A 26,862-nucleotide genomic window follows, 5' to 3' on the forward strand; every position below is an offset into this window, starting at 1 on the left:
CATTACGAATACTTTTTGGTGCGCCGCGTTGGCGCGGTATTCGCCGGATCGTCCGGCCAGACATGTTTGGGATAGCGCCCTTTCATCTCTTTTTGCACCTCGCGGTACGATCCCTGCCAGAACGCGCTCAGATCGCTGGTCACCTGTAGCGGTCGTTGGGCCGGAGACAGCAGCTCCAGCACCAGCGGAACGCGGCCCTGAGCGATGGTTGGAGTCCTCGCTTCGCCAAACATTTCCTGCATCCGCACCGCCAGCGCAGGAGGATTATCTTCATGATAGCGAATGGCAATCCGACTCCCCGTCGGCACAGTGTAATGCGCCGGCAGTTCACTATCCAGACGTTGCAGCATTGACCAGTCCAGCAAACCGCGCAATGCCTGACCCACATTTAATGCTTTTAACGCGCGTAAAGAGTGCACACCGCTCATGTGCGGCAACAGCCAGGTCTCCAGCGTCGCCAGCAGAGAATCTTCATCTACCGCAGGCCAGTCATATTCTGGCAACCAGGTCGCCGCACAGTGCAAACGCAGCCGAAACTGCTCGGCCTCCGGCGTCCAGTTGAGCATACTTAGCCCTTTATCGCGAATGCCATTCAACATCGCCTGGTGCAACTCCTCTTCCGAGGGTTTAGCCAGCGGCTGGACTTTTACCGTGAGCTGACCAATACGCGAGCGGCGTAAGGCTTTTAATGTGCCCTGGGTTTCATCCCACTCGATAGTGTCGGACTGCTGGAGCAGTTCAGGACACGTCTGCATCAGCACGTCAATCTCCAGCGGCAGGGCCAGCAGAATACGCGCATCCGGCGAAGCGCTGCCCTGTAGCAACAACGGCGCTATCAGCCATTCATGGCGTCCGGAAGCGTCATCAGCATCCAACATTGCACCCATACCATTAGCCAGTTGATAACGCCCTTCCTGCCCGCGTCGACGCGCGATCCGGTCGGCAAACGCCTGCGCCAGCAACGGGGAAAGCAGCCTACTGTCGGGCTGTCCGCTGCGAACATTGAGCCGTTTCAGCAATTGCTGGCTGCGCTGCTGCCAGGCGGGGTGATTGCGTGAAAACGCCACAGCCAGATCGGTACAGCCACCGCGCGGCGGCTCCTCCAGAATCGCTGCCAGTTTTGCCGCCGTTGCCGCTTCGGTATCATTGCTGGCGCTGACCAGCATCGCCGCCAGGCGAGGATCGTTCCCCAACATCGCCATTTTCTGCCCGCGAGCGCTGAGCCTGTCACCCGCAAGCGCACCCAGCATCTGCAACAGTCGTTTTGCCGCCTGCAGGTTGATAGCGGGCGGCGTATCCAGCCAGTTTAGTTGCGCGGGATCGGTGCATCCCCATTGCAGCAACTCCATTAGCAGCCCGGACAGATCGCTCTGTAATATCTCCGGCTCCCCTTGCGAAGCCGCTCTTTCCGCCTGCTCTTTGGCCAGCAGATGCAGACAAATTCCGGGTTCCAGACGCCCTGCGCGTCCCGCTCGCTGCGTCATCGAGGCCTGACTGATGCGCTGGGTAATCAGTCGCGTCAGTCCAGTGCGCGCGTCATAGCGCGCCACGCGCTCCTGAGCGCAGTCTACCACCAGCCGAATACCTTCAATCGTTAAGCTGGTTTCAGCAATGTTGGTGGCCAGCACCACTTTGCGCTGGCCTTGCGGCGCGGGCAAAATCGCCTGACGCTGCTCGGCAAGCGTCAGCGCGCCATACAGTGGGCACAGCACAACATCGCTGCCCACACGCGTTGCCAGATGCTCCTGCACGCGCTGGATTTCCCCAACGCCCGGTAAAAACAGCAGCAGCGACCCGCTTTCATAGCGCAGTAGCTCCGCCGTGGCTATCGCCACCGCTTCGTCAAAACGCAGATGTGCCGCCAGCGGTTGATACCGTCGCTCGACCGGAAATGTGCGGCCTTCAGAGATAATCATGGGCGCATCGGGCAATAACTGCTGCAAGCGCCCGTTATCGAGCGTTGCGGACATGATCAACAGTTTCAGATCGTCACGCAGACCTTGCTGTACATCCAGCAGCAGCGCCAGCGCCAGGTCGGCCTGCAGACTCCGTTCGTGAAATTCATCGAGGATCACTAACCCGACGTCCGTGAGTTCGGGGTCGCGTTGGATCATGCGCGTCAGGACGCCTTCCGTCACCACTTCCAGCCGGGTCTGCGGCCCCACGCAGCTTTGCGCGCGCATGCGATACCCCACGGTCTCGCCGGGCTTTTCGTTCAGCAACTCCGCCAACCGCTGCGCCACATTGCGTGCCGCCAGACGGCGCGGCTCCAGCAAAATTATCCGCCCCTTGATGCCACCATGCTCAAGCAGTCGCAACGGCAGCCAGGTCGATTTCCCGGCACCGGTCGGCGCGGTCAGCAGAACCTGCGGCGAGGCATCAAGGGCGGTAAGCAGTTCAGGCACTACGGCGGCAACGGGCAACGACGTCACAAATGGCTCCAGAGGGTTAACATTCTTCGCGCTGCATTGTAGCATCGCGTTAATTCATAACCGAGTATCCATCATGTCTGAGCCAAAAAGGCTGTTCTTTGCGATTGAATTGCCTGCCGAGGTTCGGGAGCAGTTAATCCACTGGCGAGCCGCGCAGTTCCCTCCTGAAGCAGGCCGTCCCGTCGCCGCCGAAAATCTGCATCTGACGTTGGCCTTTTTAGGTGATGTCAGCGCAGAGAAGCAACAGGCGTTGTCGCAGCTAGCCGGACGCATTCGCCAGCCCGGTTTTACGCTCAAACTGGATGATGCCGGGCAATGGCTGCGTTCGCGAGTAGTGTGGCTGGGGATGCGTCAGCCGCCGCGCGGACTGTTACAACTGGCGAATATGCTGCGGGCGCAGGCCTCACGCAGCGGGTGCTATCAAAGCCCGCAGCCGTTTCACCCGCATATCACGCTGCTGCGCGATGCCGGACACGCGGTTCCCATTCCGCCCCCCGGCTTTGGCTGGTCGTTCCCGGTCACCGGGTTTGCGCTCTATTCCTCCACATTCACGCGGGGGCGTACGCGTTACACGCAGTTGCAACGCTGGATGCTGACTGAATAATCAAAGGGACTGTTCATGCAATTTTCTCCACCTTTACAACCCGCTACGCTCATCCAGCGCTACAAGCGCTTTTTAGCGGATGTGATCACACCGGATGGCACTACGTTAACGTTACACTGCCCAAATACCGGCGCGATGACCGGATGCGCAACGCCAGGTGATACCGTCTGGTATTCAACGTCAGAAAATACCAAACGGAAATATCCGCATACCTGGGAATTAACGCAAACGCAATCCGGGGCATTTATTTGTGTTAACACGCTGTGGGCGAACAGATTAGCGAAAGAGGCGATTCAGCAGTCGCTAATTTCAGAAGTTTCAGGCTATAGCATATTGAAAAGTGAAGTAAAATACGGCGCCGAAGGGAGTCGTATAGACTTTTTGTTACAGGCGGATTCCCGACCTGACTGCTATATTGAAGTGAAATCAGTCACGTTGGCGGAAAAAGATCAGGGTTATTTTCCCGATGCCATCACTGAACGAGGTCAGAAACATCTTCGGGAATTGATGAGCGTAGCGGCTGAAGGTAAGCGGGCGGTGATATTTTTCGCTGTGCTACATTCAGCCATTACACGGTTTTCACCCGCGCGCCATATTGATACGAAATATGCGCAATTATTGGTCGAAGCTCGGCAAAAGGGGGTCGAAATTCTGGTTTATAAAGCGGAACTTTCTGCCCATGGTATGACTCTTAAAGAGCCGTTGCCCATTACCTTGTAATGGTGTAAACATCTGGTTAATTAATATTCTGGGCGCATGTGCAAATACGCTTTTCCTCACAGGGTTGTCAAGTGTTACGTTTAGATAATTGCTATCCGGAAAAGCATCTGCTATTTATAGCGACCTGATTTTTCCCCCGAACATGGGGATCGATAGTGCGTGTTAAGGAGAAGCAACATGCAAGAAGGGCAAAACCGTAAAACATCGTCCCTGAGTATTCTCGCCATCGCTGGGGTGGAGCCGTACCAGGAGAAACCGGGCGAAGAGTATATGAACGAAGCCCAGCTGTCGCACTTCAGGCGTATTCTTGAGGCATGGCGTAATCAACTTAGGGATGAAGTCGATCGCACCGTATCTCATATGCAAGACGAAGCGGCTAACTTCCCTGATCCGGTGGACCGCGCCGCGCAGGAAGAAGAATTCAGCCTTGAGCTGCGTAACCGTGACCGTGAGCGCAAACTGATCAAAAAGATCGAGAAGACGCTGAAGAAGGTAGAAGACGAAGATTTCGGCTACTGCGAATCATGCGGCGTAGAAATTGGTATTCGCCGTCTGGAAGCGCGTCCGACAGCCGATCTGTGTATCGACTGCAAAACGCTGGCAGAAATCCGCGAAAAACAAATGGCAGGTTAATTCCGGTCATTTTTACCACGTTTACTACAGGCGGGAGTTTCTCCCGCCTTATTATTTGTTAGTCCGCAAAATGAGCGATTCACACTATATTGGCCGCTTCGCCCCCTCCCCTTCAGGCGAACTGCACTTCGGTTCACTCATTGCCGCCCTCGGGAGCTACCTGCAGGCCCGTGCCCGGCGCGGCATCTGGCGAGTACGTATTGAAGACATTGACCCCCCTCGTGAAGTTCCCGGTGCTGCAGAGACGATTCTGCGTCAGCTGGAACATTACGGCCTGCACTGGGATGGCGAAATTTTATGGCAATCCCAGCGTCATGAAGCCTACCGAGAGGCGCTTAGCTGGCTGCATCAGCAGGATCTGAGCTATTACTGCACCTGTACGCGGGCGCGTATTCAAAGCGTCGGCGGTATTTACGACGGCCACTGCCGTGAGTTACGCCTCGGGCCAGAGCAGGCGGCTGTTCGCATCAAGCAACGCCGCCCCGTGATGCAGTTTACTGACCGGCTACGCGGTGTGATTCAGGCTAACCCGCAACTAGCTGGCGAAGATTTTATTATTCACCGCCGCGACGGGCTGTTTGCCTATAACCTCGCGGTAGTGGTAGATGACCATTTCCAGGGCGTGACGGAAATTGTGCGCGGCGCCGATCTCATAGAACCGACGGTGCGGCAAATTTCGTTGTATCAGCAGTTTGGCTGGCAGGCGCCAGACTATATTCATCTGCCGCTGGCGCTTAACGAACAAGGCGCTAAACTTTCCAAACAAAATCATGCACCTGCCCTGCCGCAAGGCGATCCACGTCCGGTGATTATTGCCGCGCTGCGCTTTCTCGGCCAGCGTGCGGATATCGCGTGGCAGGAAATGCAGGTCGATCAGATCCTTCAGTTTGCCGTCAAAAACTGGAGTCTGACAACGGTGCCAGAATCAGCGATCGTAAATACGCCATTCTCAAATGCGCCACGCTGAGCTATGATTAGCCGCTATTTTTACACAGCAACACTTGTTCTGATTGAAGTTTGACACTACCGAGGTGCACTATTTTTACCCGAGTCGCTAATTTTTGCCGCAAGGTGCTAAGCCGCGAGGAGCGCGAGGCCGAGCTTGCCGTCGCCCGTCCACATATGACGGTAATCCCGCGTGAGCAGCACTCAATCTCCCGCAAAGATATCAGTGAAAATGCCCTGAAGGTAATGTACAGGCTCAATAAGGCCGGATACGAGGCATGGCTGGTTGGCGGGGGCGTGCGCGATCTTTTGCTGGGCAAAAAGCCAAAAGATTTTGATGTCACCACTAACGCAACGCCGGATCAGGTGCGAAAACTGTTTCGCAACTGTCGTCTGGTCGGTCGCCGTTTCCGCCTTGCGCATGTGATGTTTGGCCCGGAAATTATCGAAGTGGCGACCTTTCGCGGCCATCATGAAGGCAGCGAAGCCGATCGCACCACGTCGCAACGCGGGCAAAACGGTATGCTGCTGCGCGATAACATCTTTGGCTCCATTGAAGAAGATGCCCAGCGTCGCGATTTCACGATCAACAGCCTGTATTACAGCGTGGCCGATTTCACCGTGCGTGATTACGTCGGTGGCATGCAGGATCTCGAAGAAGGCATCATTCGCCTGATCGGTAATCCGGAAACGCGCTATCGCGAAGATCCCGTACGTATGCTGCGCGCCGTGCGCTTTGCCGCCAAGCTCGACATGCGTATCAGCCCGGAAACCGCAGAGCCGATCCCGCGTCTGGCAACGCTGTTGAACGACATTCCTCCCGCACGCCTGTTTGAAGAAGCGCTTAAGCTGTTACAGGCGGGCTATGGGTATGAAACCTATAAAAAACTGCGTGAGTACAGCCTGTTCCAGCCGCTGTTCCCAACCATTACGCGCTACTTCACCGAAGACGGTGACAGCCCGATGGAACGCATTATCGCCCAGGTGCTGAAGAATACCGATAACCGCATTAACAATGATATGCGCGTTAACCCGGCGTTCTTGTTCGCCGCCATGTTCTGGTATCCGTTACTGGAAGCCGCACAGAAAATCGCGCAAGAAAGCGGCCTGGCCTATTACGACGCTTTCGCACTGGCAATGAATGACGTACTCGACGAAGCCTGTCGCTCGCTGGCAATCCCGAAACGATTAACCTCGCTGACCCGCGATATCTGGCAGTTGCAGTTACGCATGTCTCGTCGTCAGGGCAAACGCGCCTGGAAGCTGATGGAACATCCGAAGTTCCGCGCCGCCTACGACCTGCTGGCCCTGCGTGCAGAAGTGGAAAACAACGCCGAGCTGCAGCGTCTGGCTCAATGGTGGGGTGAATTCCAGGTTTCAGCGCCGCCGGAGCAAAAAGGCATGCTGAACGAGCTGGATGAAGAGCCTGAACGTCGTCGTCATCGTCGCCCACGTAAACGCGCGCCACGCCGCGAGGGCTCCGCGTGACCAATCGCGAATATCCAATGGATTTCGGGTTGCATCAAGGCGGCGACACAGCGAACTCCCGGGAGCGAACATCAGTACGTGACTGGGATGAGCGAGGAAAGCCAACACAGATGCAGCTTGAAAGACGACGGGTATATATCGCTATTGGCAGCAACCTCGCCTCCCCGCTGGAACAGGTGAATGCTGCCGTACAGGCGATCGGTGAAATTCCCGACAGCCGCATTGTGGCCGTCTCTTCATTTTACCGCACACCGCCATTAGGCCCACAGGATCAGCCCGATTACCTGAACGCCGCCGTGGCGCTGGATACCGCTCTCGCCCCAGAAGAATTGCTTAACCATACCCAGCGCATTGAGCTGCAACAGGGGCGTGTGCGCAAGGCCGAACGCTGGGGTCCGCGTACGCTGGATCTCGACATTATGCTGTTTGGCGATGAAGTGATTAACACCGACCGTCTGACCGTGCCGCACTACGACATGAAAAACCGGGGCTTTATGCTGTGGCCGCTGTTTGAGATCGCCCCTGATCTGATCTTTCCGGATGGTATCAGCCTGCATCAGCATCTCACCCATCTTGGTGCGGCAAAACCCGCCCACTGGTAAAACATAGCCTCCCCTTTAGCGTTTACTGCTTTAGCGCCAAACGATTGCTTAAATCAATTGCCCCCCTGAATGTGACTGTTAGAATGCCGGTAAATATGACTTTCATCATCAGGAAATGTTATGAAACCGACCACCATTTCGCTGTTACAGAAATGCAAACAGGAAAAGAAACGCTTCGCCACCATTACCGCGTACGATTACAGCTTCGCCAAATTATTCGCCGATGAAGGCATCAACGTGATGCTGGTGGGCGACTCACTGGGCATGACAATTCAGGGGCACGACTCCACCCTGCCGGTCACCGTGGAAGATATCGCCTACCACACCCGCGCCGTTCGCCGTGGCGCGCCGAACTGCCTGCTGCTCTCCGACCTGCCGTTTATGGCTTATGCCACGCCGGAACAGACGTTTGAAAACGCGGCCATCGTGATGCGTGCGGGGGCCAATATGGTCAAGATTGAAGGCGGCGCATGGTTGGTTGATACGGTGAAAATGCTCACCGAACGCGCCGTCCCGGTTTGTGGTCATCTGGGGCTGACGCCGCAATCGGTGAATATCTTCGGCGGCTATAAAATTCAGGGCCGCGGCGACGCCGGGCAGGTACTGCTGGATGACGCGCTGGCCTTAGAAGCGGCAGGCGCTCAACTGTTGGTGCTGGAATGCGTGCCGGTTGAACTGGCGAAGCGCGTTACTGAAGCGCTGTCGATTCCGGTGATCGGCATCGGCGCGGGCAACGTCACCGATGGTCAGATCCTGGTAATGCACGATGCGTTTGGCATCACCGGCGGTCATATTCCAAAATTCGCGAAAAATTTCCTTGCCGAAGCGGGCGACATGCGCGCCGCCGTACGGCAGTATATGGCAGAAGTGGAGTCCGGCGTTTATCCGGGCGAAGAACACAGTTTCCATTAAGGAGTCCAGGTGTGTTAATTATCGAAACCCTGCCGCTGCTGCGTCAGCATGTCCGTCGTCTGCGCCAGGAAGGCAAACGCGTCGCATTGGTTCCCTCTATGGGCAATCTGCACGACGGCCATATGAAACTGGTTGATGAGGCAAAAGCCCGGGCTGATGTGGTCATCGTCAGCATTTTCGTCAATCCGATGCAATTCGACAGACCGGAAGATTTGGTGCGCTATCCGCGCACGCTGCAGGAAGACTGCGAAAAACTGAACAAGCGCAAAGTCGATTATGTCTTTGCTCCAGCCGTTGAGGAAATCTACCCGCAGGGGCTGGAAGGCCAGACGTACGTTGATGTTCCCGGCCTCTCTACCATGCTGGAAGGCGCCAGCCGTCCGGGCCACTTCCGCGGCGTCTCAACTATCGTCAGCAAGCTGTTCAACCTGATCCAGCCGGATATCGCCTGCTTTGGCGAGAAGGATTTCCAGCAACTGGCGCTGATTCGCAAAATGGTCGCCGATCTGGGCTACGACATTGAGATAGTCGGCGTGCCGATTATCCGCGCCAAAGATGGTCTGGCGCTCAGCTCGCGTAACGGATATCTGACGGCAGAGCAGCGTAAAATCGCCCCAGGATTATACAAAGTGATGAGCGGCATCGGCGAAAAGTTACAGGCCGGTGAGCGTGACCTGGACGAGATGATTGCCATTGCAGCGCAAGAACTGAATGAAAAAGGCTTCCGCGCCGACGACATTCAGATCCGCGATGCCGACACGCTGCTTGAACTCACCGAAAACAGCAAACGTGCGGTCATTCTGGTCGCCGCATGGCTGGGACAGGCGCGTTTGATCGATAATCAAAGCGTTACATTAGCCCAGTAGACAGGGGTTAAAAATCGGGCAATACTGCCTGAGAATTTCCAAAGCAGGCTACAAGCGCCTGCTTAGCCAAGATAAACGACAGGGTATAGAAGTTATGATTCGCACCATGCTGCAAGGCAAGCTCCACCGCGTAAAAGTCACGCAGGCGGACCTGCACTACGAAGGTTCCTGTGCCATTGACCAGGATTTCCTCGATGCCTCCGGTATTCTGGAAAACGAAGCGATTGATATCTGGAACGTGACCAATGGGAAACGTTTCTCAACCTATGCGATTGCGGCTGAACGCGGCTCCAAAATCATCTCGGTGAACGGTGCGGCGGCGCATTGCGCTGAGGTTGGCGACATTGTGATTATCGCCAGCTTCGTCACCATGTCTGATGAAGAAGCCCGGACATGGCGGCCGAAAGTGGCCTACTTTGAAGGCGACAACGAAATGAAGCGCACCGCGAAAGCTATTCCGGTCCAGGTTGCCTGATAGTCCTTACCCCTGCGGCTGATTGACGATCAGCCGCGACATCGTTTCCAGCGAATCCGTGCGTAAAATATACAGCCTTTTGAGCAGCATCGGATTATCGCCCGGCTTCACCTTCCCTCTCACCGTGGTTACCGCCATGTGAAATCCCGCATCGCCCGCCGCTTTTACCGCCGTGGCGTTATAACCGCCAAACGGATATGAAAGATACAGGACGTGAGGATTGAACTGGGACAGAGCCCGCCGCGAACGGGCAAAATCGAACAGAATGTTGTGATAGTTGCGGCTCAGCAGGATCGGCCGATGGTGAGCGTCCACTCGATGTAAAAAATGGGTATGCGACTGGAAGTCAAACACATCCCTGATCCCATTCAGTTCAGAGACGCTCATAAACTGTAGCGATTTCGGATCCCACTTCTGCGGATGGCGCTTAATGCGTGACGAGATGATAAACGCCGTCGCCTTCATGCCGTTCTGTTTCAACACTGGATAAGCATAACGACTCACCGACTTCAGACCATCGTCGAAAGTCAGCACCACCGCCCGCGCCGGGAGGTTCATATTGTTGCGTACATAGCCTTCCAGTTGATACATCGTCAGCGTCGTGTAGCCGCGGTCGTGTAGCCAGGCCATTTGGTTGCTAAAAGCGCGTACGGAGGTTGTGGTGGAGGTGTGGCGAAAGCGGGTATTCTCTTCATCACGCAGAATATGATGATAGGTTAACACCGGGATGCCGTTGTCTTCCTGCGCATCCAGAGCACTGATATAGGCCAGTCTGCCGCCAATGCGGATCTGGTACCACGTCTGGTTGAGTCGGTCTTTAAGCTTACTGATTATGGGATAGCGCAGATTATCGGCCAGCACGCCAAACGGGGCGCTACCGACATCCGGGGCATTATAAACCGGTGTATCTTTCCAGGTAATCAGGCTTTGATTGCTGAGGGGTTTATTGAGATCGCCCAAACCATCGTCAACTTTCTGCCGCCCCTGAACAGGCTCCAGATGCCCTTTATCAATAAACCCGGTACCCAAGCCAAAGGTGAATTCGTAATAGTCAGCCGCTATCGGCTCTACGGCAAGGATCTGCCCGGCGCGAACATTCCCCACCGTCACCATTTTGTCACCTATCTGCGCCCACACGGCAGCCGCTTCGGTAGTTTGCATGTAGCGAGCAGGCAAAGCCGCAGCTACGCTGCCAGAAGACAGGAGCAACAAAATAAGCACAACGCGCATAACCATATGAGATAACCGAACCGAGGCGAGAAACCTCGGCTATTGTAGCAAAAGCGCCATCAATACCAACGATTAATACTCGTACAAATCATGCTTCAACACGAAGGGGGGATTTTTTTGTTGTTGATGCCAGAGGCTTGAGACTTCCGGCCCGCCAAGCGTAACAATGCAATCGCGAAACGCAGAGCTGCTCATTGATTCCCGCGACGACAGCATTCGCTCAAGCAATGAATAGCTGATACCTGAAATCACTTCACACTGGGGGTGTTTGTGGCTCATTAACGAGGCCACGCGGTACGGTGCGGCCCCCGCGGTATCCGTCAGGAAGATCACGCCCTCGCCTGAGTCAGTAGCATGCAGGGCGTGACACATCATGCGGCTCAGCATATTTGAGCTGAGCCCACGCCAAAAACTTACCGCCTGGCATTGGGCCAACGGGCCGTGCTTCTGCTCCAGACGATGCAGCATATCCTGTGCTTTATCGTCATGACAGGTAATTACCCAACCTAACATTGCCTTCCTCCTTAGCAGGCAAGTAGTTTATCAATGTGATAAATCCATAATGGTGATAAGCGTCAAAAGTCTTCCTCTCCCGAGCAGAGAGAGGAAGAAAGAATTAACTGCGCAAACCGCGTCCACGCTGGATCAGGTACCAGCACAGCAAATAAAACACCGCGATGAACACCACCAGCACGCCAAACGTGGTGACCAGCGGAACATCATGGATACCCAGGAAGCCGTAGCGGAATCCGCTGATCATGTAGACAATTGGGTTCAGGTGCGACAGCCCCTGCCAGAACGGCGGCAGCAGCGTTAACGAATAGAATACGCCCCCCAGATAGGTCAGCGGTGTTAGTACGAAGGTTGGGATCAGGCTGATATCGTCAAAGGTTTTGGCGAAGACTGCATTCAGTAAGCCCGCCAGCGAGAACAGAATCGCGGTCAGCACTAATGTGAGCGCCACAAACACCCACGAATGTACCTGGAACGGCACAAAGAACAGCGACACCGCGGTAACCAGAATGCCCACGCACAGCCCGCGCGCCACGCCGCCGCCGACAAAACCAGCGATAATGACGTGCGTCGGTACCGGAGCGACCAGCAGTTCTTCAATATTGCGTTGAAACTTGGCGCTAAAGAATGACGATGCCACGTTAGCGTACGAGTTGGTGATTACAGCCATCATAATCAGCCCCGGCACAATAAACTGCATGTAGCTAAAACCATGCATTTCGCCGATACGCGAGCCAATCAAATTACCAAAAATAATAAAATAGAGCGTCATGGTGATGACGGGAGGAACCAAAGTCTGGACCCAGATACGCATAAAGCGGTGGATCTCTTTCGCCCAGATGCTTTTCAGCGCAACCCAATACAGCTGCATCATGCGCGATCTCCTTGTTTTTCATGCACCAGAGAAACAAACAGTTCTTCCAGTCGGTTCGCTTTGTTACGCATACTCAATACCTGAATACCCTGGGCGCTCAGTTGTGAGAACACGCTGTTAACCCCTTGCTCACGCAGAACTTCCACTTCCAGCGTCGAGGTATCAACCAGACGATACTGATACCCTTCCAGTTTTGGCAGCGGACTTTTCGGCGCCAGATCGAGAATAAAGGTTTCGGATTTCAGTTTAGAGAGCAGGCTCTTCATGGAGGTATTTTCCACCAGCTCGCCGTGCTGAATAATACCGATATTGCGACACAGCATTTCCGCTTCTTCGAGATAGTGGGTGGTCAGAATAATCGTGGTGCCTTTGTCGTTTAAATCTTTTAAAAAGCCCCACATTGAACGACGTAGCTCAATGTCGACGCCCGCCGTCGGTTCGTCGAGAATCAACAGCTTTGGCTCATGCATCAGCGCACGAGCGATCATCAGACGACGTTTCATCCCGCCGGAAAGCATACGCGCACGTTCGTTACGCTTTTCCCACAAGTCGAGCTGTTTTAGATATATTTCGCTACGCTTAACGGCTTCTTTATGCTCAACGCCGTAGTAACCTGCCTGGTTGACCACGATCTGCTGCACGGTTTCAAACGGGTTAAAGTTAAACTCCTGCGGCACCAGACCAAGCTGACGTTTAGCGTTAACCGTATCTTTATCGAGATCGTATCCGAAGACGCTTACCCGTCCGGAAGTTTTATTCACCAGCGAACTGATAATGCCGATGGTGGTGGATTTACCTGCGCCATTCGGTCCCAAAAGCGCATAAAAATCACCCGCTTCGACTTGCAAATCTATGCCGCGTAGCGCCTGCACGCCACCGGGATAGGTTTTCTTAAGTTCTTGAAGTTCCAGAGCAATGGTCATGGTTTTTTACTTACCTTACGTTCTGACATTTCATATATAGTTTAATTAATGCTGGAGTTACCCTATATTAGCCCATCGAATTTATCTGGTTTCGGGTCGTACAACTCCATGAAAGACATAGATACACTCATCAGCAACAATGCACTATGGTCAAAGATGCTGGTAGAAGAGGATCCCGGATTTTTTGAAACGCTGACACATGCGCAGAATCCACGTTTTCTATGGATTGGATGTTCCGATAGCCGCGTTCCCGCTGAACGATTGACCGGTCTGGAACCGGGCGAATTATTCGTCCACCGTAATGTTGCCAATCTGGTTATTCACACCGACCTGAACTGCCTCTCAGTGGTTCAGTATGCGGTGGATGTGCTGGAAGTGGAACATATTATTATTTGCGGCCACTACGGATGTGGCGGCGTCCAGGCGGCTATTGAAAATAAAGAACAGGGGCTGATTGATAACTGGTTACTGCATATTCGCGATATCTGGTTTAAACACAGCTCACTGCTGGGCGAAATGCCGCAGGAACGCCGCATGGACACTCTGTGCGAACTGAATGTCATGGAGCAGGTCTATAACCTGGGTCATTCAACGATTATGCGATCCGCCTGGAAGCGCGGTCAGAAAGTCACGATTCACGGCTGGGCCTACGGTATTCATGATGGCCTGTTGCGCGATCTCGACGTCACCGCCACCAGCCGCGAAACGCTGGAGCAGCGCTATCGCCAGGGCTTATCTAACCTCAGCCAGAAACACTGCAACCATAAATAATGTGACATTGCCGGGAGGCGGCTATGCCTTACCCGGCCTACAAACCTGCGCCCCAGGCCTGATAAGCGAAGCGCCATCAGGCACTCCAGCCAATTACTCGTCCAGCAGCACTACTTTGCCAACGTACGGCAGATGGCGATAACGCTGGGCATAGTCAATGCCGTAGCCGACCACAAACTCATCTGGAATAGAGAATCCGATAAACTCAACCGGGACATCCACTTCACGACGGGAAGGTTTATCCAGCAGCGTACAGATAGCCAGGGATTTCGGCTCGCGCAGGCTCAGAATCTCACGCACTTTAGACAGCGTGTTGCCAGAGTCGATGATGTCTTCAACAATCAGCACGTCTTTGCCACGAATGTCTTCATCCAGGTCTTTCAGGATTTTAACATCACGCGTGGTAGACATTCCGCTGCCATAACTGGATGCAGTCATGAAATCGACTTCGTGGGAGACATGCACTTCACGGCACAGGTCCGCCATAAACATAAATGAGCCGCGTAACAGACCAACCAGCACCATATCGCTGCCGCTGTCCTTATAACGTTCGTTAATCTGACGTCCCAGTTCAGCAATACGAGCTTTGATCTCCGCTTCCGGGATCATGACTTCAACAGTATGTTTCATATCTCTAACCATATGATTTAAAAACAAATCACTCAATGCTTACTTTTAATAAGCGAGCATCTAAGCGCAAGGCACGCAGTATACCAGCAAAAGCATTCATCCGCGGCATCTGTTGATAAAGTTCATTGTGTGACAATCATCACGCGTTTTAACTCCTATAATTAACTGCTATTAAAGAAATAACCCCTGTGATGGTATTTTTTATGGCAAATAACAACGTACGATCCCAACGACTTATCGTGACACTGAGTGCTCTGTTCGCCGCACTTTGTGGACTCTATCTCCTGATTGGCGGAGGCTGGCTGGTCGCCATCGGTGGCTCCTGGTATTACCCTATTGCGGGTCTGGCCATGCTCGGCGTGGCCTTCCTGCTATGGCGTAGTCAACGCTCCGCGCTTTGGCTGTATGCCGTCCTGCTTCTCGCCACTATGATTTGGGGCGTATGGGAAGTCGGGTTTGATTTCTGGGCATTAACACCGCGTAGCGATATCCTGGTCTTCTTCGGTATCTGGCTGATTCTGCCGTTCGTCTGGCGCCATCTGATCGTACCTTCCAGCGGGGCGGTAACAGCGCTGGTCGTCGCACTACTGATTAGCGGCGGGATCCTGACCTGGGCGGGTTTCAACGATCCGCAGGAAATACACGGCACGCTGAGCGCGGATACCACCCCGGCCGAAGCAATTTCACCGGTGGCCGACGAGGACTGGCCCGCTTACGGACGCAATCAGGAAGGTCAACGCTACTCACCGTTAAAACAAATTAACGCCGACAACGTACATCAATTGAAAGAAGCCTGGGTATTTCGTACCGGTGATTTAAAACAGCCGAACGATCCGGGTGAAATCACCAATGAAGTCACGCCAATCAAAGTTGGTGATACGCTCTATCTGTGTACTGCCCACCAGCGTCTGTTTGCGCTTGATGCGGCGAGCGGTAAAGAGAAGTGGCATTTCGATCCGCAACTCAATACCAACACCTCTTTCCAGCACGTGACCTGTCGCGGCGTTTCTTATCATGAAGCACGGGCCGATAACGCCAGCCCGGAAGTGGTTGCTGACTGTCCGCGCCGCATCATCCTGCCGGTGAACGATGGCCGTCTGTTTGCCCTGAACGCGGAAACCGGCAAGCTGTGCGCAACCTTCGCCAATAAAGGCATCCTTAACTTACAGACCAACATGCCGGATACCACGCCGGGTCTGTATGAGCCGACGTCGCCGCCCATCATTACTGATAAAACCATCGTGATTGCCGGGTCGGTGACCGATAACTTCTCCACCCGCGAAACCTCCGGCGTTATCCGTGGTTTCGATGTGAATACCGGTAAGCTGCTGTGGGCGTTCGACCCAGGCGCCAAAGATCCCAATTTCATCCCGTCAGATGAACATACGTTCACCTTTAACTCACCAAACTCCTGGGCCCCTGCGGCCTATGACGCGAAGCTGGATCTGGTGTATCTGCCCATGGGCGTCACCACTCCGGACATCTGGGGCGGTAACCGCACGCCGGAACAGGAACGTTATGCCAGCGCCATCCTGGCGTTAAATGCCACGACCGGGAAATTGGCCTGGAGCTATCAAACCGTTCATCACGATCTATGGGATATGGACTTACCGGCGCAGCCGACGCTGGCGGATATCACCGTTAAAGGGCAGAAAGTCCCGGTCATTTACGCCCCGGCGAAAACCGGTAACATCTTCGTGCTCGACCGCCGTAATGGTGAACTGGTGGTACCTGCCCCGGAAAAACCGGTGCCGCAGGGCGCAGCCAAAGGTGATTACGTCAGCAAAACCCAGCCGTTCTCCGATCTCACCTTCCGTCCGCAGAAAGATTTGAGCGGTGCGGATATGTGGGGCGCCACCATGTTCGACCAGTTGGTGTGTCGTGTGATGTTCCACCAACTGCGTTATGAGGGCATCTTCACCCCGCCTTCGGAGCAAGGTACGCTGGTGTTCCCCGGCAACCTGGGGATGTTTGAATGGGGCGGCATCTCCGTTGATACCAACCGTCAGGTGGCGATTGCCAACCCAATGGCCTTGCCGTTTGTGTCGAAGCTAATCCCACGCGGCCCTGGCAATCCGATGGAGCCGCCGAAAGATGCCAAAGGCACCGGCACAGAATCAGGGATTCAGCCGCAGTACGGCGTGCCGTTTGGCGTCACGCTGAATCCGTTCCTGTCGCCATTTGGCCTGCCGTGTAAGCAGCCAGCCTGGGGCTACATCTCCGCCGTGGATCTGAAGACCAATGAAGTAGTGTGGAAAAAACGTATTGGCACACCGCAGGACAGCATGCCGTTCCCAATGCCGATTCAGGTGCCGTTCAATATGGGAATGCCAATGCTGGGGGGGCCTATTTCCACCGCCGGTAACGTGCTGTTCATTGCCGCGACCGCCGACAACTATCTGCGCGCCTACAACATGAGTAACGGTGAGAAATTGTGGCAAGGTCGTCTACCGGCAGGTGGACAGGCGACACCGATGACCTATGAAGTGAATGGCAAACAGTATGTGGTGATCTCCGCCGGAGGCCACGGCTCATTTGGCACGAAGATGGGCGATTATATCGTGGCGTACGCGTTGCCGGACGAGGCTAAATAACTGAAAAGCCCAGTGGCGCTATGCTTACCGGGCCTACGGATGCGACATACAGGCCGGGTAAGGCGAAGCCGCCACCCGGCTTTTTTTATACCGTGAATCCGAGCATCATGCCGGTATCTTCATGCTCTAACAGATGGCAGTGCGCCATGTAGGCATGCTCTTTCGGCGCGTTATGGTCAAACTTCACCAGCACCTCGCTGACGCCGCCTTCTACCCGTACCGTGTCCTTCCATCCCGCGCGGTGCGCGGCAGGCGCGTTGCCATTCTCAGACAAAATGCGGAACTGGGTGCCATGAATATGGAACGGATGCAGCATCATGTCGCCCTGACCAGAAATCACCCAGCGCTCATGCTGACCTTTCGCCGCGGCGAACATGGGTTTATTCATATCAAACGCCAGACCGTTAATCCGGTTGGCATTATGGAAATCAAATGATCCCGCCTGCTTCATGTTGCCATGCTGCATATTCCCCATGTTGCCATGGTTCATATTGCCATGATTCATCTTCCCGTGGCCCATATTGTCATTATTCATATGGTCCATCATCTTCCCATGATCCATACCCGCCATCGCCTGACCGCCGTATTTCTTCATCAGCATTTGCATGCCCATCATGTCGAGCATCGGATCCATAGATAGCTGTAGTTTGCGCACCGTCAGGCCATCCAGTGACGGCAATGACGGCATGGATGTCAGCGAATCAGGCAGCGTTGCGGAAGCGGTAATCAACAGCGGCTGAACGCGCATCACCGGGTGCGGCTTATCAAATGGCGCAACCGCCATCCCCATCTGGCTGACAGGAAGAGTGACCAGATCAAACGCCTTACCGTCGCTCACATCCACCAGCACTTCAAAGCGCTCGCCCATCAGCATAGGAAGTTCAGTGACTTTGACCGGTTCCGCCAACAGTCCACCATCGCTGGCAATAACGTACAGAGGACGATTGTCGCTGGCGGCAATATTCAGCGAGCGAGCGTTACAGCCGTTCAGCAGGCGCAAACGCAGCCAACCGCGCGGCGCGGCATGCTGAGGATAAATCGCGCCGTTGGTCAGCAGCGTATCGCCAAACCAGCCGACGGCAGCGGTCATCATGTCCAGTTGGTAGTTGATCTGTCCATCGGCGGAAAACTGCTTATCCTGAATAATCACCGGCACATCATCTATGCCCCACTGCTTCGGCAGTAGTAGTTTGTGAATCTCTTCATCTTCAATCAGCACCAGTCCGGCCAGCCCCATCGCCACCTGACGACCAGTTTTGCCATGCTGATGCGGGTGGAACCAACAGGTTGCTGCCCGTTGATCCGGGGTGAAAGTGACAGAGCGTTTCCCGCCTGCCGGGATAATACCTTGCGGCCCACCGTCAACTTCACCAGGAATTTCCAGTCCGTGCCAGTGCAACGTCGTCTCTTCGGCAAGCTGGTTGTGGATATCCACCCTCACCGATTGCCCTTTATTCAGCTTTAGCGCCGGTCCGAGCAAATTGCCGTTATATCCCCACGTCGTGGCGGTTTTACCTGCAAAGCTCGACTGCCCGACTTGTGCAATCAACTGAATGCGATTAGAAGCATCGGCGGTTAACAGGTCTGGAATGGGCAATGCCGGACGGTCGGCGGCAAATACGCTACGGCTCCACAGAGGTAATGCTGACGCGACGCCCAGCGCCACGGAGTACTTTAAAAAGTCACGACGTTGCATAATCACTTCCTTATATTCAGCAGCTTAAGCAGGCTATCTTTTAAGCATAAGCCTTCCCCTTACGGGAAGGTCAAGTAAACGGCTAATAATAAAGGTCGTCGCTTCGCTCGCAGTGTGCTAACGTTTAAATTCCGTGATGCAGTGGTAGAAGCAATGAAGACGTTTTTCAGAACAGTTTTGTTCGGCAGCCTGATGGCCGTATGCGCAAATAGCTACGCGCTGAGCGAGTCCGAAGCCGAAGATATGGCCGATTTAACGGCAGTTTTTGTTTTTCTGAAAAATGACTGTGGATACCAGAATTTGCCAAATGGGCAGATCCGTCGCGCACTGGTCTTTTTTGCCCAGCAAAACCAGTGGGACCTGAGTAATTACGACACCTTCAACATGAAGGCGCTGGGTGAGGACAGCTATCGCGATCTCAGCGGTATCGGCATCCCAACGGCAAAAAAATGCAAAGCGCTGGCGCGTGATTCCCTGAGCCTGTTGGCTTACGTTAAATAATCCACCGCCGTTACTCTGGCTGTACCAGCGTCAGGGCCACGGATTGCGCTTTTAATTCAGCCTTTGCGCCTTGCGGTAAATTCACATCGGTAACAATATCTGTAAAGCGGCTAAGCGGCGCGACGTTAAATAACGAATGCGCGCCATACTTACTGCTATCCGCCAGTAATACCTTCCGTTGCGCATTGGCAATAATTTCTTGCTTCAGTCCCGCTTTGTCTTCCGTTGGCGTGGTCACACCCTTGTCCATGCTCCAGGTGTTACAGCTCATAAAGGCGATATCGGGATAGACGCTACGCAACATTTTCCGTCCAAACTCACCAATGCAGGACTGACTGCTGTCATCAATGCGCCCACCAACTATCGTCACTTCTATCTGGCGGAATTCTGATAAAAACAGGGCAATATGCAGATCAACAGTAATGACGCGCAGCGGCAAATGGGTCAGACATTTTGCCAGCTCCAGCATTGTGGTACCGGCATCAAGCACCACGGCATCGCCAGCATGCACCATTGAGGCGGCAAAACGCGCAATCGCCCGTTTCTCAGCGGGCGATCGCAGTTGCTTTTCATTGGTGGTCGGCTGCGCCGCTTCAAAACGTCGCAGGGCAACACCGCCGTGGCTACGGCTGATCACGCCCTGTTCATCCAGCTTGATGAGGTCGCGTCTGATTGTTGCTGGAGAGGCGTCAACCGCCTCAACCAGTTGCTCCACGGTAACCAGCGTATGATTTTTCAAATACGCCACAATCTTATCCAGACGGTGTTGGCCTTTCATAACAGTAAATTACGCCAGTTGCATTGCCAGTTTGATCGATACGGCCATGCTCTCAGATTTTGCTTTTCCCGTCCAGGCGATATCAAATGCCGTACCGTGATCGGCTGAGGTACGAATAAACGGCAAACCTGCTGTGATATTTACCCCATCATAAAAACCAAGCAACTTAAGCGGGATATGACCCTGATCGTGATACATCGCCACCACCATGTCGTACTGGCCTTCATAAGCCTGCAAAAACACAGTATCCGGCGGGCACGGTCCGTATACATTCATCCCCTTCGCTTTCATATTCTCAATCGCAGGCCCGACAATGTGGATTTCCTCATCACCAAACAGGCCATTCTCACCGGCATGTGGATTCACCCCCGCGACGGCAATACGCGGATGCGCAAAACCGACGCGCTTCAGGAAGGTATCGGCAATGCCAATCACCGTTTCAACACGTTGCCCATTGAGCGTATCGAGAAATTTGCGCAAAGCAATATGCGTGGAAACATGGATGACTTTCAGCTTGTCGGTGTAGAGCACCATGGCGTAATCACAACTTTCCGTCAACGTTGCCAGTAGTTCCGTATGTCCGGGATAATTGTGTCCGCCAAGATGTAATGCTTCTTTATTCAACGGCGCGGTCGCAATAGCGTGCACATCGCCCTTCATCGCCAGTTCCGTCGCCCGTTTTACACAGCGATAGGCCAGATCGCCTGCCTGCGCCTGCACTGTTCCCGGGACCAGTTCGTCGGGTTGCGCCAACGGTTCATCAATCACATGAATCGTACCCGGTTCGAATCGGGCATCAGCAACCTTTTCGATTGCACGGAATGTCACCCCTTCAGCCAGCCCCTGGGCCTGTAATCGCTGCAGAGTTTGCAGGCACCCAACCACCACCAGCGGGGCGCCATTAAGGTCATCTTCACGCAGTGCTTTAACAATAATTTCCGGACCAATCCCCGCCGGATCTCCCATCGTAATCGCAATAGTTTTAGTTACCACGGTACATCTCCTCAATAAAATAAAGCGCATCACAAAGGGTCGTGTCGGAACCGAATCCACCCGCTTTGGTGATTACTGGCAAGTCATCAATTTCGCTGTTCACAAATGTTCCACACGGAATACAGGGGGCAACCTCACTTTGAATGCGATACCCTTCTGCCCCCAGCGCACTGGCGACCGCCGTAGCAATATCGCCTCCGGTCAGGAACAAACCGCCGATACGCGCCCGCTCAATAATCCGCAATGTTATCTCTCCAAGACGCCGACTCAGCAGCTCTCCCAACTGTTGCCGGCTCATCCCCAGGTTGGCGCACAGCGAGTCGATCATATTCCGGTCTTCTGCACGCCGACTGGTCCGCAAGATCGTGTGCTGTTGCTGGCTCAACTGCGCGCAAGCCTGTTCAACAACAGAGGCCATTTCCTGCTCAAATGACGATGCAGACAATCGCGCGGCATCGATTTCAACCACCGTTGCCCGGCCCTGGCACAACGCTTTTTCCACCTGACGTCGCGTTGCTTCGCTCATTGAGCCCGCCACGACCAGCACCGGTAATGCCTGCTTTTCTTGCATAAACGTTCCGGCAGGTAAGGCATTGGCAAGCCCTGCCGCCCCAACCAATAACGGCATCTGTTTTTGTTCGCAGACTGCGTGCGCGATTAGCGACAGATCTCGCTCTTCCACTGCATCCACAACCACCATGCATTCGCCTTCTGTCGCAAAAGCGCGAAGCAGCGCACTTAAGCTTCCCCGACGCACATCCGATAGCGACACCTCATGTACCGGGATATCGCTTTGCAACGCGATCAGCTCAGCAATACGAGAAGAGTGAATGGGCGTTTTTGGATCGCTGGCAAATTCCGTCTCCAACAGCGGCACGCCATGTACCAGACATAATCCATCCTGCGTGGTACGCCCGGCAGCAGGGATCGCTGCCGCAATCACGGCCAGCGTCCGACCAGCAGCACGCATCGCTGAGGTGACTTCGGCCCCGACATTGCCCCGGAAAGTAGAGTCGATTTTTTTGTATACCAGCGGTGTTACTACTTCTTCACACCATGGCGCTAACGCCTGTTGTACAGCTGCAGCGGCCTGCATTGCAGGCATCGCCCGACTTTCGGTGTTGATGACCAGAACATCGGCGCGACGAGAGGGTTTCTGCGCAGGTGTGAGCATGACCTCCGTACGTGCGCCTTTTTTCGCCAACTGTACGCCGGTATCGTTAGACCCCGTAAAATCATCGGCGATAACGATCATTTTCATGCTTTGTTCTCCTGAACTGCCTGGCGCGCCTGCTTTTTCGCCACCCACGAGGTAAGAATTGGCGTCAGAATAGCGGTCGTGATGACTGACGCTGCGATCAACGGCGCAGCCGCAGCAGCAACCTCTGCCAGCGATGGATCGGCTTGTGCTATCGCCAACGGCGTCGCTACCGCGTTCCCTGCAGTACTGGATGCAGCAGCACCAGCAATACCACTCCCTCCGACGAGACGGTCGGCGCGAATGTTAAAGAAGCCGCCAACAAAGGTGGTCAGCACCCCCAACAGAATGCCCGCCAGACCGCCCTGCAGCAGCATTTCCAGGTTAATACCGGCCCCAAGCGCAAAGGCAAAGAAAGGAATGAGCAACGGACCGCCTTTGGTCAGGAAGTCACGCATATTGGCATCGAGGTTACCAAGGATCATACCTACCACCAGCGGTACCAAAACCGCCACCAGCGCCATGATAGGAATATTTGCCATACCCGCCGCGCCCAACGCGATCATGGTAAAGAAAGGCCCATCATTCAGTGACAAGATAGAGATCGCACCGACATCACGTTCGTTGCCAAACTCCCCCACCAGCGCCGCATAAAGCCCGCCATTGGAGTTACTCATTGCCGCAATAATGGCAACACCGCTTAAGCCAAAGATACCTTCCGCGCCAAACAGATGTTCAACCCCGAGACCAATCGCGATGGCGACAAGTAATTTTGTCAGCGTAATCGTACCGCCTTGTAACAAAGCTTGTGGCGCCGCCTTTACGCTAATCCCTGCGCCCATGCAGAGCAGGAACGCGCCGATTAGGGGAGCTGCGCCATTTTTAAATAAAGCAGTAGTGAATCCACCAATCTGCAACGCCTGCGGGGCAAAAGTGTTGATAATGGCACCGATAACCAACGGCACAACCATCATGCCGCCGGGTACACGTTCTATTGCCTTCTTGATGTTCATGGTCTTCCCGCCTGTTGTTATGTTGTGATTAAATAAAATCATAACGATTATATTCAATCAAAATAAAAGCGAAAACGCGGCAGATCACAGTTTAATAATGATCAATAAAAATCAAATAATCATTTTTGTGAAAAAAAAAGCCGGGTTCGTCTCACCCGGCTTGATTGATATCTGAAATTTCTCAGGATTGATGGACAAATTCACGGTACGCCGCGACCACTTGCAGAAAATCCTCTACGCCGCAGAGCGAAAAGCTCTCTTCGTCGTAGTAGCTCATCCCCTCTTCCATTTCATCGCCTGAGAACTCAAGCTGATTGGCGCGAATCATCACCTCTTCGCCATCCAGCCAGAGCGTGTATTCATGCCCTGCTCGCTGCCAGGAGCGCTCACTGCCCTTAACCGCACGCGCCGCCTGTTCCACTTCATCAAGTAAGGCCAGGTTCTCTTTCACTTCTTCATTAAACCAGTGCCCCACCACCTCGTGGCCCATGGACATACGCACTTTTACCACTCCGGTAATATCGCGCAGAAATTCGTAATCCATAATGTCTTCCTCTGCTCCCGGCAATGCGCCAATACCGCATTGCGCCTTGCTGTAATTATCGCAGCAGCGCGGCAGAAAAAAAGCGTAGCGGGTATAAGGAATAGAAATAAAAATGCCCGGAGAAGCAGACTTCTCCGGGCATTGATGCGTTTTTACACAAAACGCGTTAGCGCATTAGACTGCGGTCTGGAAAATCACGCCGTCCGCTTTCTCGGTGTACTGAGAAAGCTGGTCGAAGTTCAGATAACGGTAGGTATCCACCGCCGTCTTATCCACCTGCGCCACATAGGTCTGATACTCTTCCGCGGTAGGCAGTTTGCCAATCAGCGCCGCAACCGCCGCCAGCTCAGCAGAAGCCAGATAGACGTTTGCCCCGGTACCTAAACGGTTCGGGAAGTTACGGGTAGAGGTCGATACCACCGTTGCGCCGTCAGCCACACGCGCCTGGTTACCCATACACAGGGAACAGCCAGGGATCTCAATACGCGCGCCGCTCTTACCAAACACGCTGTAGTAGCCTTCTTCGGTCAGCTGCGCCGCGTCCATACGGGTCGGCGGAGCCACCCACAGGCGCGTCGGCAGTTGGCCTTTGTGCGCATCCAGCAGCTTACCAGCGGCGCGGAAGTGGCCGATGTTGGTCATGCAGGAACCGATGAACACTTCGTCGATCTTCTCGCCCTGCACGTCGGACAGCAAACGCGCGTCGTCCGGATCGTTCGGCGCACACAGGATCGGCTCTTTGATATCCGCCAGATCGATGTCGATCACCGCCGCGTATTCCGCGTCAGCATCGGCTTCCAGCAACTGCGGATCCGCCAACCATTTTTCCATGCCCTGCACGCGACGTTCCAGCGTACGACGATCGCCGTAGCCTTCTGCAATCATCCACTTCAGCAGCACGATGTTGGAGGTCAGGTACTCGATAATCGGTTCTTTGTTGAGCTTGATGGTACAACCGGCAGCGGAACGCTCGGCGGACGCGTCGGTCAGTTCAAACGCCTGCTCGACTTTCAGATCCGGCAGACCTTCAATTTCCAGGATGCGGCCAGAGAAGATGTTTTTCTTCCCTTTCTTCTCCACGGTCAGCAGGCCCTGTTTAATTGCATACAGCGGGATGGCGTGTACCAGATCGCGCAGAGTGATGCCCGGCTGCATTTTGCCTTTGAAGCGCACCAGAACGGATTCCGGCATATCCAGCGGCATCACGCCGGTCGCGGCAGCAAACGCCACCAGACCAGAGCCCGCCGGGAAGGAAATACCAATCGGGAAACGGGTATGGGAGTCACCGCCAGTACCGACGGTATCCGGCAGCAGCATGCGGTTCAGCCAGGAGTGGATAACGCCGTCGCCCGGACGCAGCGACACACCGCCGCGGTTCATGATGAAGTCTGGCAGCGTGTGGTGCGTGTTCACGTCCACCGGTTTCGGATACGCCGCAGTGTGACAGAAGGACTGCATCACCAGGTCTGAAGAGAAGCCCAGACACGCCAGGTCTTTTAGTTCGTCACGGGTCATCGGGCCAGTGGTATCCTGGGAACCCACGGAAGTCATCTTCGGTTCGCAGTACGCGCCTGGACGGATACCTTTCACACCGCAGGCGCGGCCAACCATTTTCTGCGCCAGAGAGAAGCCGCGGCTGCTTTCCGCCACGTCTTTCGCCTGACGGAAAACGTCTGAGTGCGGCAGACCCAGCGCTTCACGCGCTTTGGTGGTCAGGCCACGACCGATAATCAGCGGGATACGGCCGCCGGCGCGGACTTCGTCGATCAGCACGTCGGTTTTCAGTTCAAATGTCGCCAGCAGCTCACCGGTTTCGTGGTTGCGCACTTCACCGCTGTAAGGGTAAACATCAATCACGTCGCCCATGTTCATGTTCGACACGTCGACTTCAATCGGCAGCGCGCCCGCATCTTCCATGGTGTTGAAGAAGATAGGCGCAATTTTGCCGCCGAGGCACAGACCGCCGCCGCGCTTGTTCGGCACATGCGGGATATCATCGCCCATGAACCACAGTACGGAGTTGGTCGCCGATTTACGGGAGGAACCGGTGCCGACAACATCACCGACGTAGGCCAGCGGGTAGCCTTTTTTCTGTAATGCTTCGATTTGTTTGATCGGGCCTACGACGCCCGGCTGATCCGGGTCAATGCCTTCACGGGCGTTTTTCAGCATCGCCAGGGCGTGCAGAGGGATATCCGGGCGGGACCAGGCATCCGGGGCCGGAGAGAGGTCATCGGTGTTGGTTTCACCCGTCACTTTAAAGACGGTAACGGTGATTTTTTCAGCAAGCTGAGGACGATTCAGGAACCATTCGGCATCAGCCCAGGACTGCATTACCTGCTTCGCATATTCGTTGCCCGCTTTGGCTTTTTCTTCTACATCGTAGAAGTTATCGAACATCAGCAGCGTTGAAGAGAGCGCTTTGGCAGCAATCGGCGCCAGTTTTGCGTCGTCCAGCGCATCGATCAGCGGATGAATGTTGTAACCACCCTGCATGGTGCCCAGCAGTTCAATGGCTTTTTCTGGCGTGACCAGTGGGGAGGTGGTGTCGCCTTTCGCGACAGCAGCGAGAAAACCGGCTTTAACATATGCGGCTTCATCTACGCCAGGAGGAACGCGGTTGATCAACAGGTCTAACAGGAATTCTTCTTCGCCCACAGGCGGGGTCTTCAGCAGCTCGACAAGTGCGGCCATTTGGGTTGCGTCTAAAGGTTTGGGCACAATCCCCTGGGCAGCACGCTCAGCTACGTGCTTACGGTATTCTTCTAGCACGACGATATCTCCTCGCTCTCATTGTCATAATGCGGCGCTTTTGTTGATGGGCGATTCTCTTCACGCTCCTGTGAGACAGTAGTTAGTAGGGTAAATGCCCGGTACCGCATAAGGCACAATAACAGGATTTTCTTTAAGTGTTAATCTGTTTACAA

The 26,862-nt window shown here is 54.4% G+C and carries 25 protein-coding genes; 12 read left to right on the forward strand and 13 right to left on the reverse strand.

Annotated elements, in window-relative coordinates; translation table 11 throughout:
- Nucleotides 1-2 precede the first annotated feature (2 nt).
- Complete coding sequence (gene hrpB, locus ICA20_RS20330) at nt 3-2,432, reverse strand: ATP-dependent helicase HrpB (RefSeq protein WP_038637347.1); 2,430 nt, start codon at nt 2,430-2,432, stop codon at nt 3-5.
- A 73-nt stretch (nt 2,433-2,505) separates the two neighbouring features.
- Between hrpB and thpR the strand changes: the two genes are divergently transcribed.
- From thpR to panD, 9 genes are all read left to right on the forward strand, one after another.
- Complete coding sequence (gene thpR / locus ICA20_RS20335) at nt 2,506-3,036, forward strand: RNA 2',3'-cyclic phosphodiesterase (RefSeq protein WP_038637344.1); 531 nt, start codon at nt 2,506-2,508, stop codon at nt 3,034-3,036.
- A 15-nt stretch (nt 3,037-3,051) separates the two neighbouring features.
- Nucleotides 3,052-3,756 (forward strand): DNA/RNA nuclease SfsA, encoded by a 705-nt coding sequence (gene sfsA / locus ICA20_RS20340; protein WP_038637342.1) that lies wholly within the window; start codon nt 3,052-3,054, stop codon nt 3,754-3,756.
- Between the two features lie 177 nt (nt 3,757-3,933).
- On the forward strand, nt 3,934-4,389 hold the full coding sequence (gene dksA / locus ICA20_RS20345) for an RNA polymerase-binding protein DksA (RefSeq protein WP_003018625.1): 456 nt from the start codon (nt 3,934-3,936) through the stop codon (nt 4,387-4,389).
- A gap of 70 nt (nt 4,390-4,459) precedes the next feature.
- Nucleotides 4,460-5,356 carry a tRNA glutamyl-Q(34) synthetase GluQRS gene (gene gluQRS / locus ICA20_RS20350; protein ID WP_038637339.1) on the forward strand — a complete coding sequence of 299 codons (897 nt, stop codon included), beginning with the start codon at nt 4,460-4,462 and terminating at the stop codon, nt 5,354-5,356.
- 71 nt (nt 5,357-5,427) lie between these two features.
- Entirely contained in the window at nt 5,428-6,822 is a 1,395-nt protein-coding gene (pcnB, locus tag ICA20_RS20355) for a polynucleotide adenylyltransferase PcnB (RefSeq protein ID WP_204525718.1), read from the forward strand.
- 110 nt (nt 6,823-6,932) lie between these two features.
- Nucleotides 6,933-7,424: a 2-amino-4-hydroxy-6-hydroxymethyldihydropteridine diphosphokinase gene (folK, locus tag ICA20_RS20360; RefSeq protein ID WP_038637333.1), complete on the forward strand. Its 492-nt coding sequence runs from the start codon at nt 6,933-6,935 to the stop codon at nt 7,422-7,424.
- A gap of 120 nt (nt 7,425-7,544) precedes the next feature.
- On the forward strand, nt 7,545-8,336 hold the full coding sequence (panB, locus tag ICA20_RS20365) for a 3-methyl-2-oxobutanoate hydroxymethyltransferase (protein ID WP_038637330.1): 792 nt from the start codon (nt 7,545-7,547) through the stop codon (nt 8,334-8,336).
- 11 nt (nt 8,337-8,347) lie between these two features.
- The gene (panC, locus tag ICA20_RS20370; protein ID WP_038637327.1) at nt 8,348-9,202 is read left to right on the forward strand and encodes a pantoate--beta-alanine ligase; all 855 of its coding nucleotides are present in this window, start codon (nt 8,348-8,350) and stop codon (nt 9,200-9,202) included.
- A 94-nt stretch (nt 9,203-9,296) separates the two neighbouring features.
- Nucleotides 9,297-9,677, forward strand: coding sequence for an aspartate 1-decarboxylase (gene panD / locus ICA20_RS20375; protein ID WP_023178331.1), 381 nt, complete (start codon nt 9,297-9,299; stop codon nt 9,675-9,677).
- A gap of 6 nt (nt 9,678-9,683) precedes the next feature.
- Here the strand turns inward: panD and ICA20_RS20380 are convergent, their stop codons facing one another.
- The 4 genes from ICA20_RS20380 to ICA20_RS20395 form a co-directional block, all read right to left on the reverse strand.
- Nucleotides 9,684-10,913: a polysaccharide deacetylase family protein gene (locus tag ICA20_RS20380; RefSeq protein WP_038637320.1), complete on the reverse strand. Its 1,230-nt coding sequence runs from the start codon at nt 10,911-10,913 to the stop codon at nt 9,684-9,686.
- A gap of 66 nt (nt 10,914-10,979) precedes the next feature.
- Nucleotides 10,980-11,420, reverse strand: coding sequence for a PTS sugar transporter subunit IIA (locus ICA20_RS20385; RefSeq protein WP_038637318.1), 441 nt, complete (start codon nt 11,418-11,420; stop codon nt 10,980-10,982).
- A gap of 103 nt (nt 11,421-11,523) precedes the next feature.
- On the reverse strand, nt 11,524-12,294 hold the full coding sequence (locus ICA20_RS20390) for an ABC transporter permease (protein ID WP_038637314.1): 771 nt from the start codon (nt 12,292-12,294) through the stop codon (nt 11,524-11,526).
- Nucleotides 12,291-13,217 (reverse strand): ABC transporter ATP-binding protein, encoded by a 927-nt coding sequence (locus ICA20_RS20395; RefSeq protein ID WP_038637310.1) that lies wholly within the window; start codon nt 13,215-13,217, stop codon nt 12,291-12,293. The genes ICA20_RS20390 and ICA20_RS20395 overlap by 4 nt, the downstream gene beginning before the upstream one ends.
- Nucleotides 13,218-13,325: 108 nt before the next feature.
- Between ICA20_RS20395 and can the strand changes: the two genes are divergently transcribed.
- The gene (gene can / locus ICA20_RS20400) at nt 13,326-13,988 is read left to right on the forward strand and encodes a carbonate dehydratase (protein ID WP_038637306.1); all 663 of its coding nucleotides are present in this window, start codon (nt 13,326-13,328) and stop codon (nt 13,986-13,988) included.
- A gap of 93 nt (nt 13,989-14,081) precedes the next feature.
- Here can and hpt read toward each other — a convergent pair whose 3' ends face one another.
- Nucleotides 14,082-14,618 (reverse strand): hypoxanthine phosphoribosyltransferase, encoded by a 537-nt coding sequence (gene hpt / locus ICA20_RS20405; RefSeq protein WP_042312274.1) that lies wholly within the window; start codon nt 14,616-14,618, stop codon nt 14,082-14,084.
- A gap of 203 nt (nt 14,619-14,821) precedes the next feature.
- Here hpt and ICA20_RS20410 point away from each other — a divergent pair, with 203 nt between their 5' ends.
- Complete coding sequence (locus ICA20_RS20410; RefSeq protein ID WP_038642994.1) at nt 14,822-17,212, forward strand: glucose/quinate/shikimate family membrane-bound PQQ-dependent dehydrogenase; 2,391 nt, start codon at nt 14,822-14,824, stop codon at nt 17,210-17,212.
- Between the two features lie 85 nt (nt 17,213-17,297).
- On the opposite strand, the gene cueO is transcribed toward ICA20_RS20410, so the two are convergent.
- Nucleotides 17,298-18,908, reverse strand: a complete 1,611-nt coding sequence (gene cueO, locus ICA20_RS20415; RefSeq protein WP_038637303.1) for a multicopper oxidase CueO — start codon at nt 18,906-18,908, stop codon at nt 17,298-17,300.
- 153 nt (nt 18,909-19,061) lie between these two features.
- Between cueO and ICA20_RS20420 the strand changes: the two genes are divergently transcribed.
- Nucleotides 19,062-19,409 carry a YacC family pilotin-like protein gene (locus tag ICA20_RS20420; protein WP_003018667.1) on the forward strand — a complete coding sequence of 116 codons (348 nt, stop codon included), beginning with the start codon at nt 19,062-19,064 and terminating at the stop codon, nt 19,407-19,409.
- A gap of 10 nt (nt 19,410-19,419) precedes the next feature.
- Here the strand turns inward: ICA20_RS20420 and ICA20_RS20425 are convergent, their stop codons facing one another.
- The 6 genes from ICA20_RS20425 to acnB form a co-directional block, all read right to left on the reverse strand.
- Nucleotides 19,420-20,187, reverse strand: a complete 768-nt coding sequence (locus ICA20_RS20425; protein WP_038637298.1) for a DeoR/GlpR family DNA-binding transcription regulator — start codon at nt 20,185-20,187, stop codon at nt 19,420-19,422.
- 9 nt (nt 20,188-20,196) lie between these two features.
- Nucleotides 20,197-21,180, reverse strand: a complete 984-nt coding sequence (locus ICA20_RS20430) for a D-threonate 4-phosphate dehydrogenase (protein ID WP_080700398.1) — start codon at nt 21,178-21,180, stop codon at nt 20,197-20,199.
- Complete coding sequence (locus tag ICA20_RS20435) at nt 21,170-22,441, reverse strand: D-threonate kinase (RefSeq protein WP_038637292.1); 1,272 nt, start codon at nt 22,439-22,441, stop codon at nt 21,170-21,172. The genes ICA20_RS20430 and ICA20_RS20435 overlap by 11 nt, the downstream gene beginning before the upstream one ends.
- The gene (locus ICA20_RS20440; protein WP_038637287.1) at nt 22,438-23,391 is read right to left on the reverse strand and encodes a 2-keto-3-deoxygluconate permease 1; all 954 of its coding nucleotides are present in this window, start codon (nt 23,389-23,391) and stop codon (nt 22,438-22,440) included. The genes ICA20_RS20435 and ICA20_RS20440 overlap by 4 nt, the downstream gene beginning before the upstream one ends.
- 181 nt (nt 23,392-23,572) lie before the next feature.
- On the reverse strand, nt 23,573-23,935 hold the full coding sequence (yacL, locus tag ICA20_RS20445) for a protein YacL (protein ID WP_038637284.1): 363 nt from the start codon (nt 23,933-23,935) through the stop codon (nt 23,573-23,575).
- Nucleotides 23,936-24,109: 174 nt separating this feature from the next.
- On the reverse strand, nt 24,110-26,707 hold the full coding sequence (gene acnB / locus ICA20_RS20450) for a bifunctional aconitate hydratase 2/2-methylisocitrate dehydratase (RefSeq protein WP_069324043.1): 2,598 nt from the start codon (nt 26,705-26,707) through the stop codon (nt 24,110-24,112).
- Nucleotides 26,708-26,862: the final 155 nt, after the last annotated feature.

The organism is Citrobacter sp. C5_2 (assembly GCF_014596845.2).
In the GTDB taxonomy this organism is placed as follows: domain Bacteria; phylum Pseudomonadota; class Gammaproteobacteria; order Enterobacterales; family Enterobacteriaceae; genus Citrobacter; species Citrobacter werkmanii.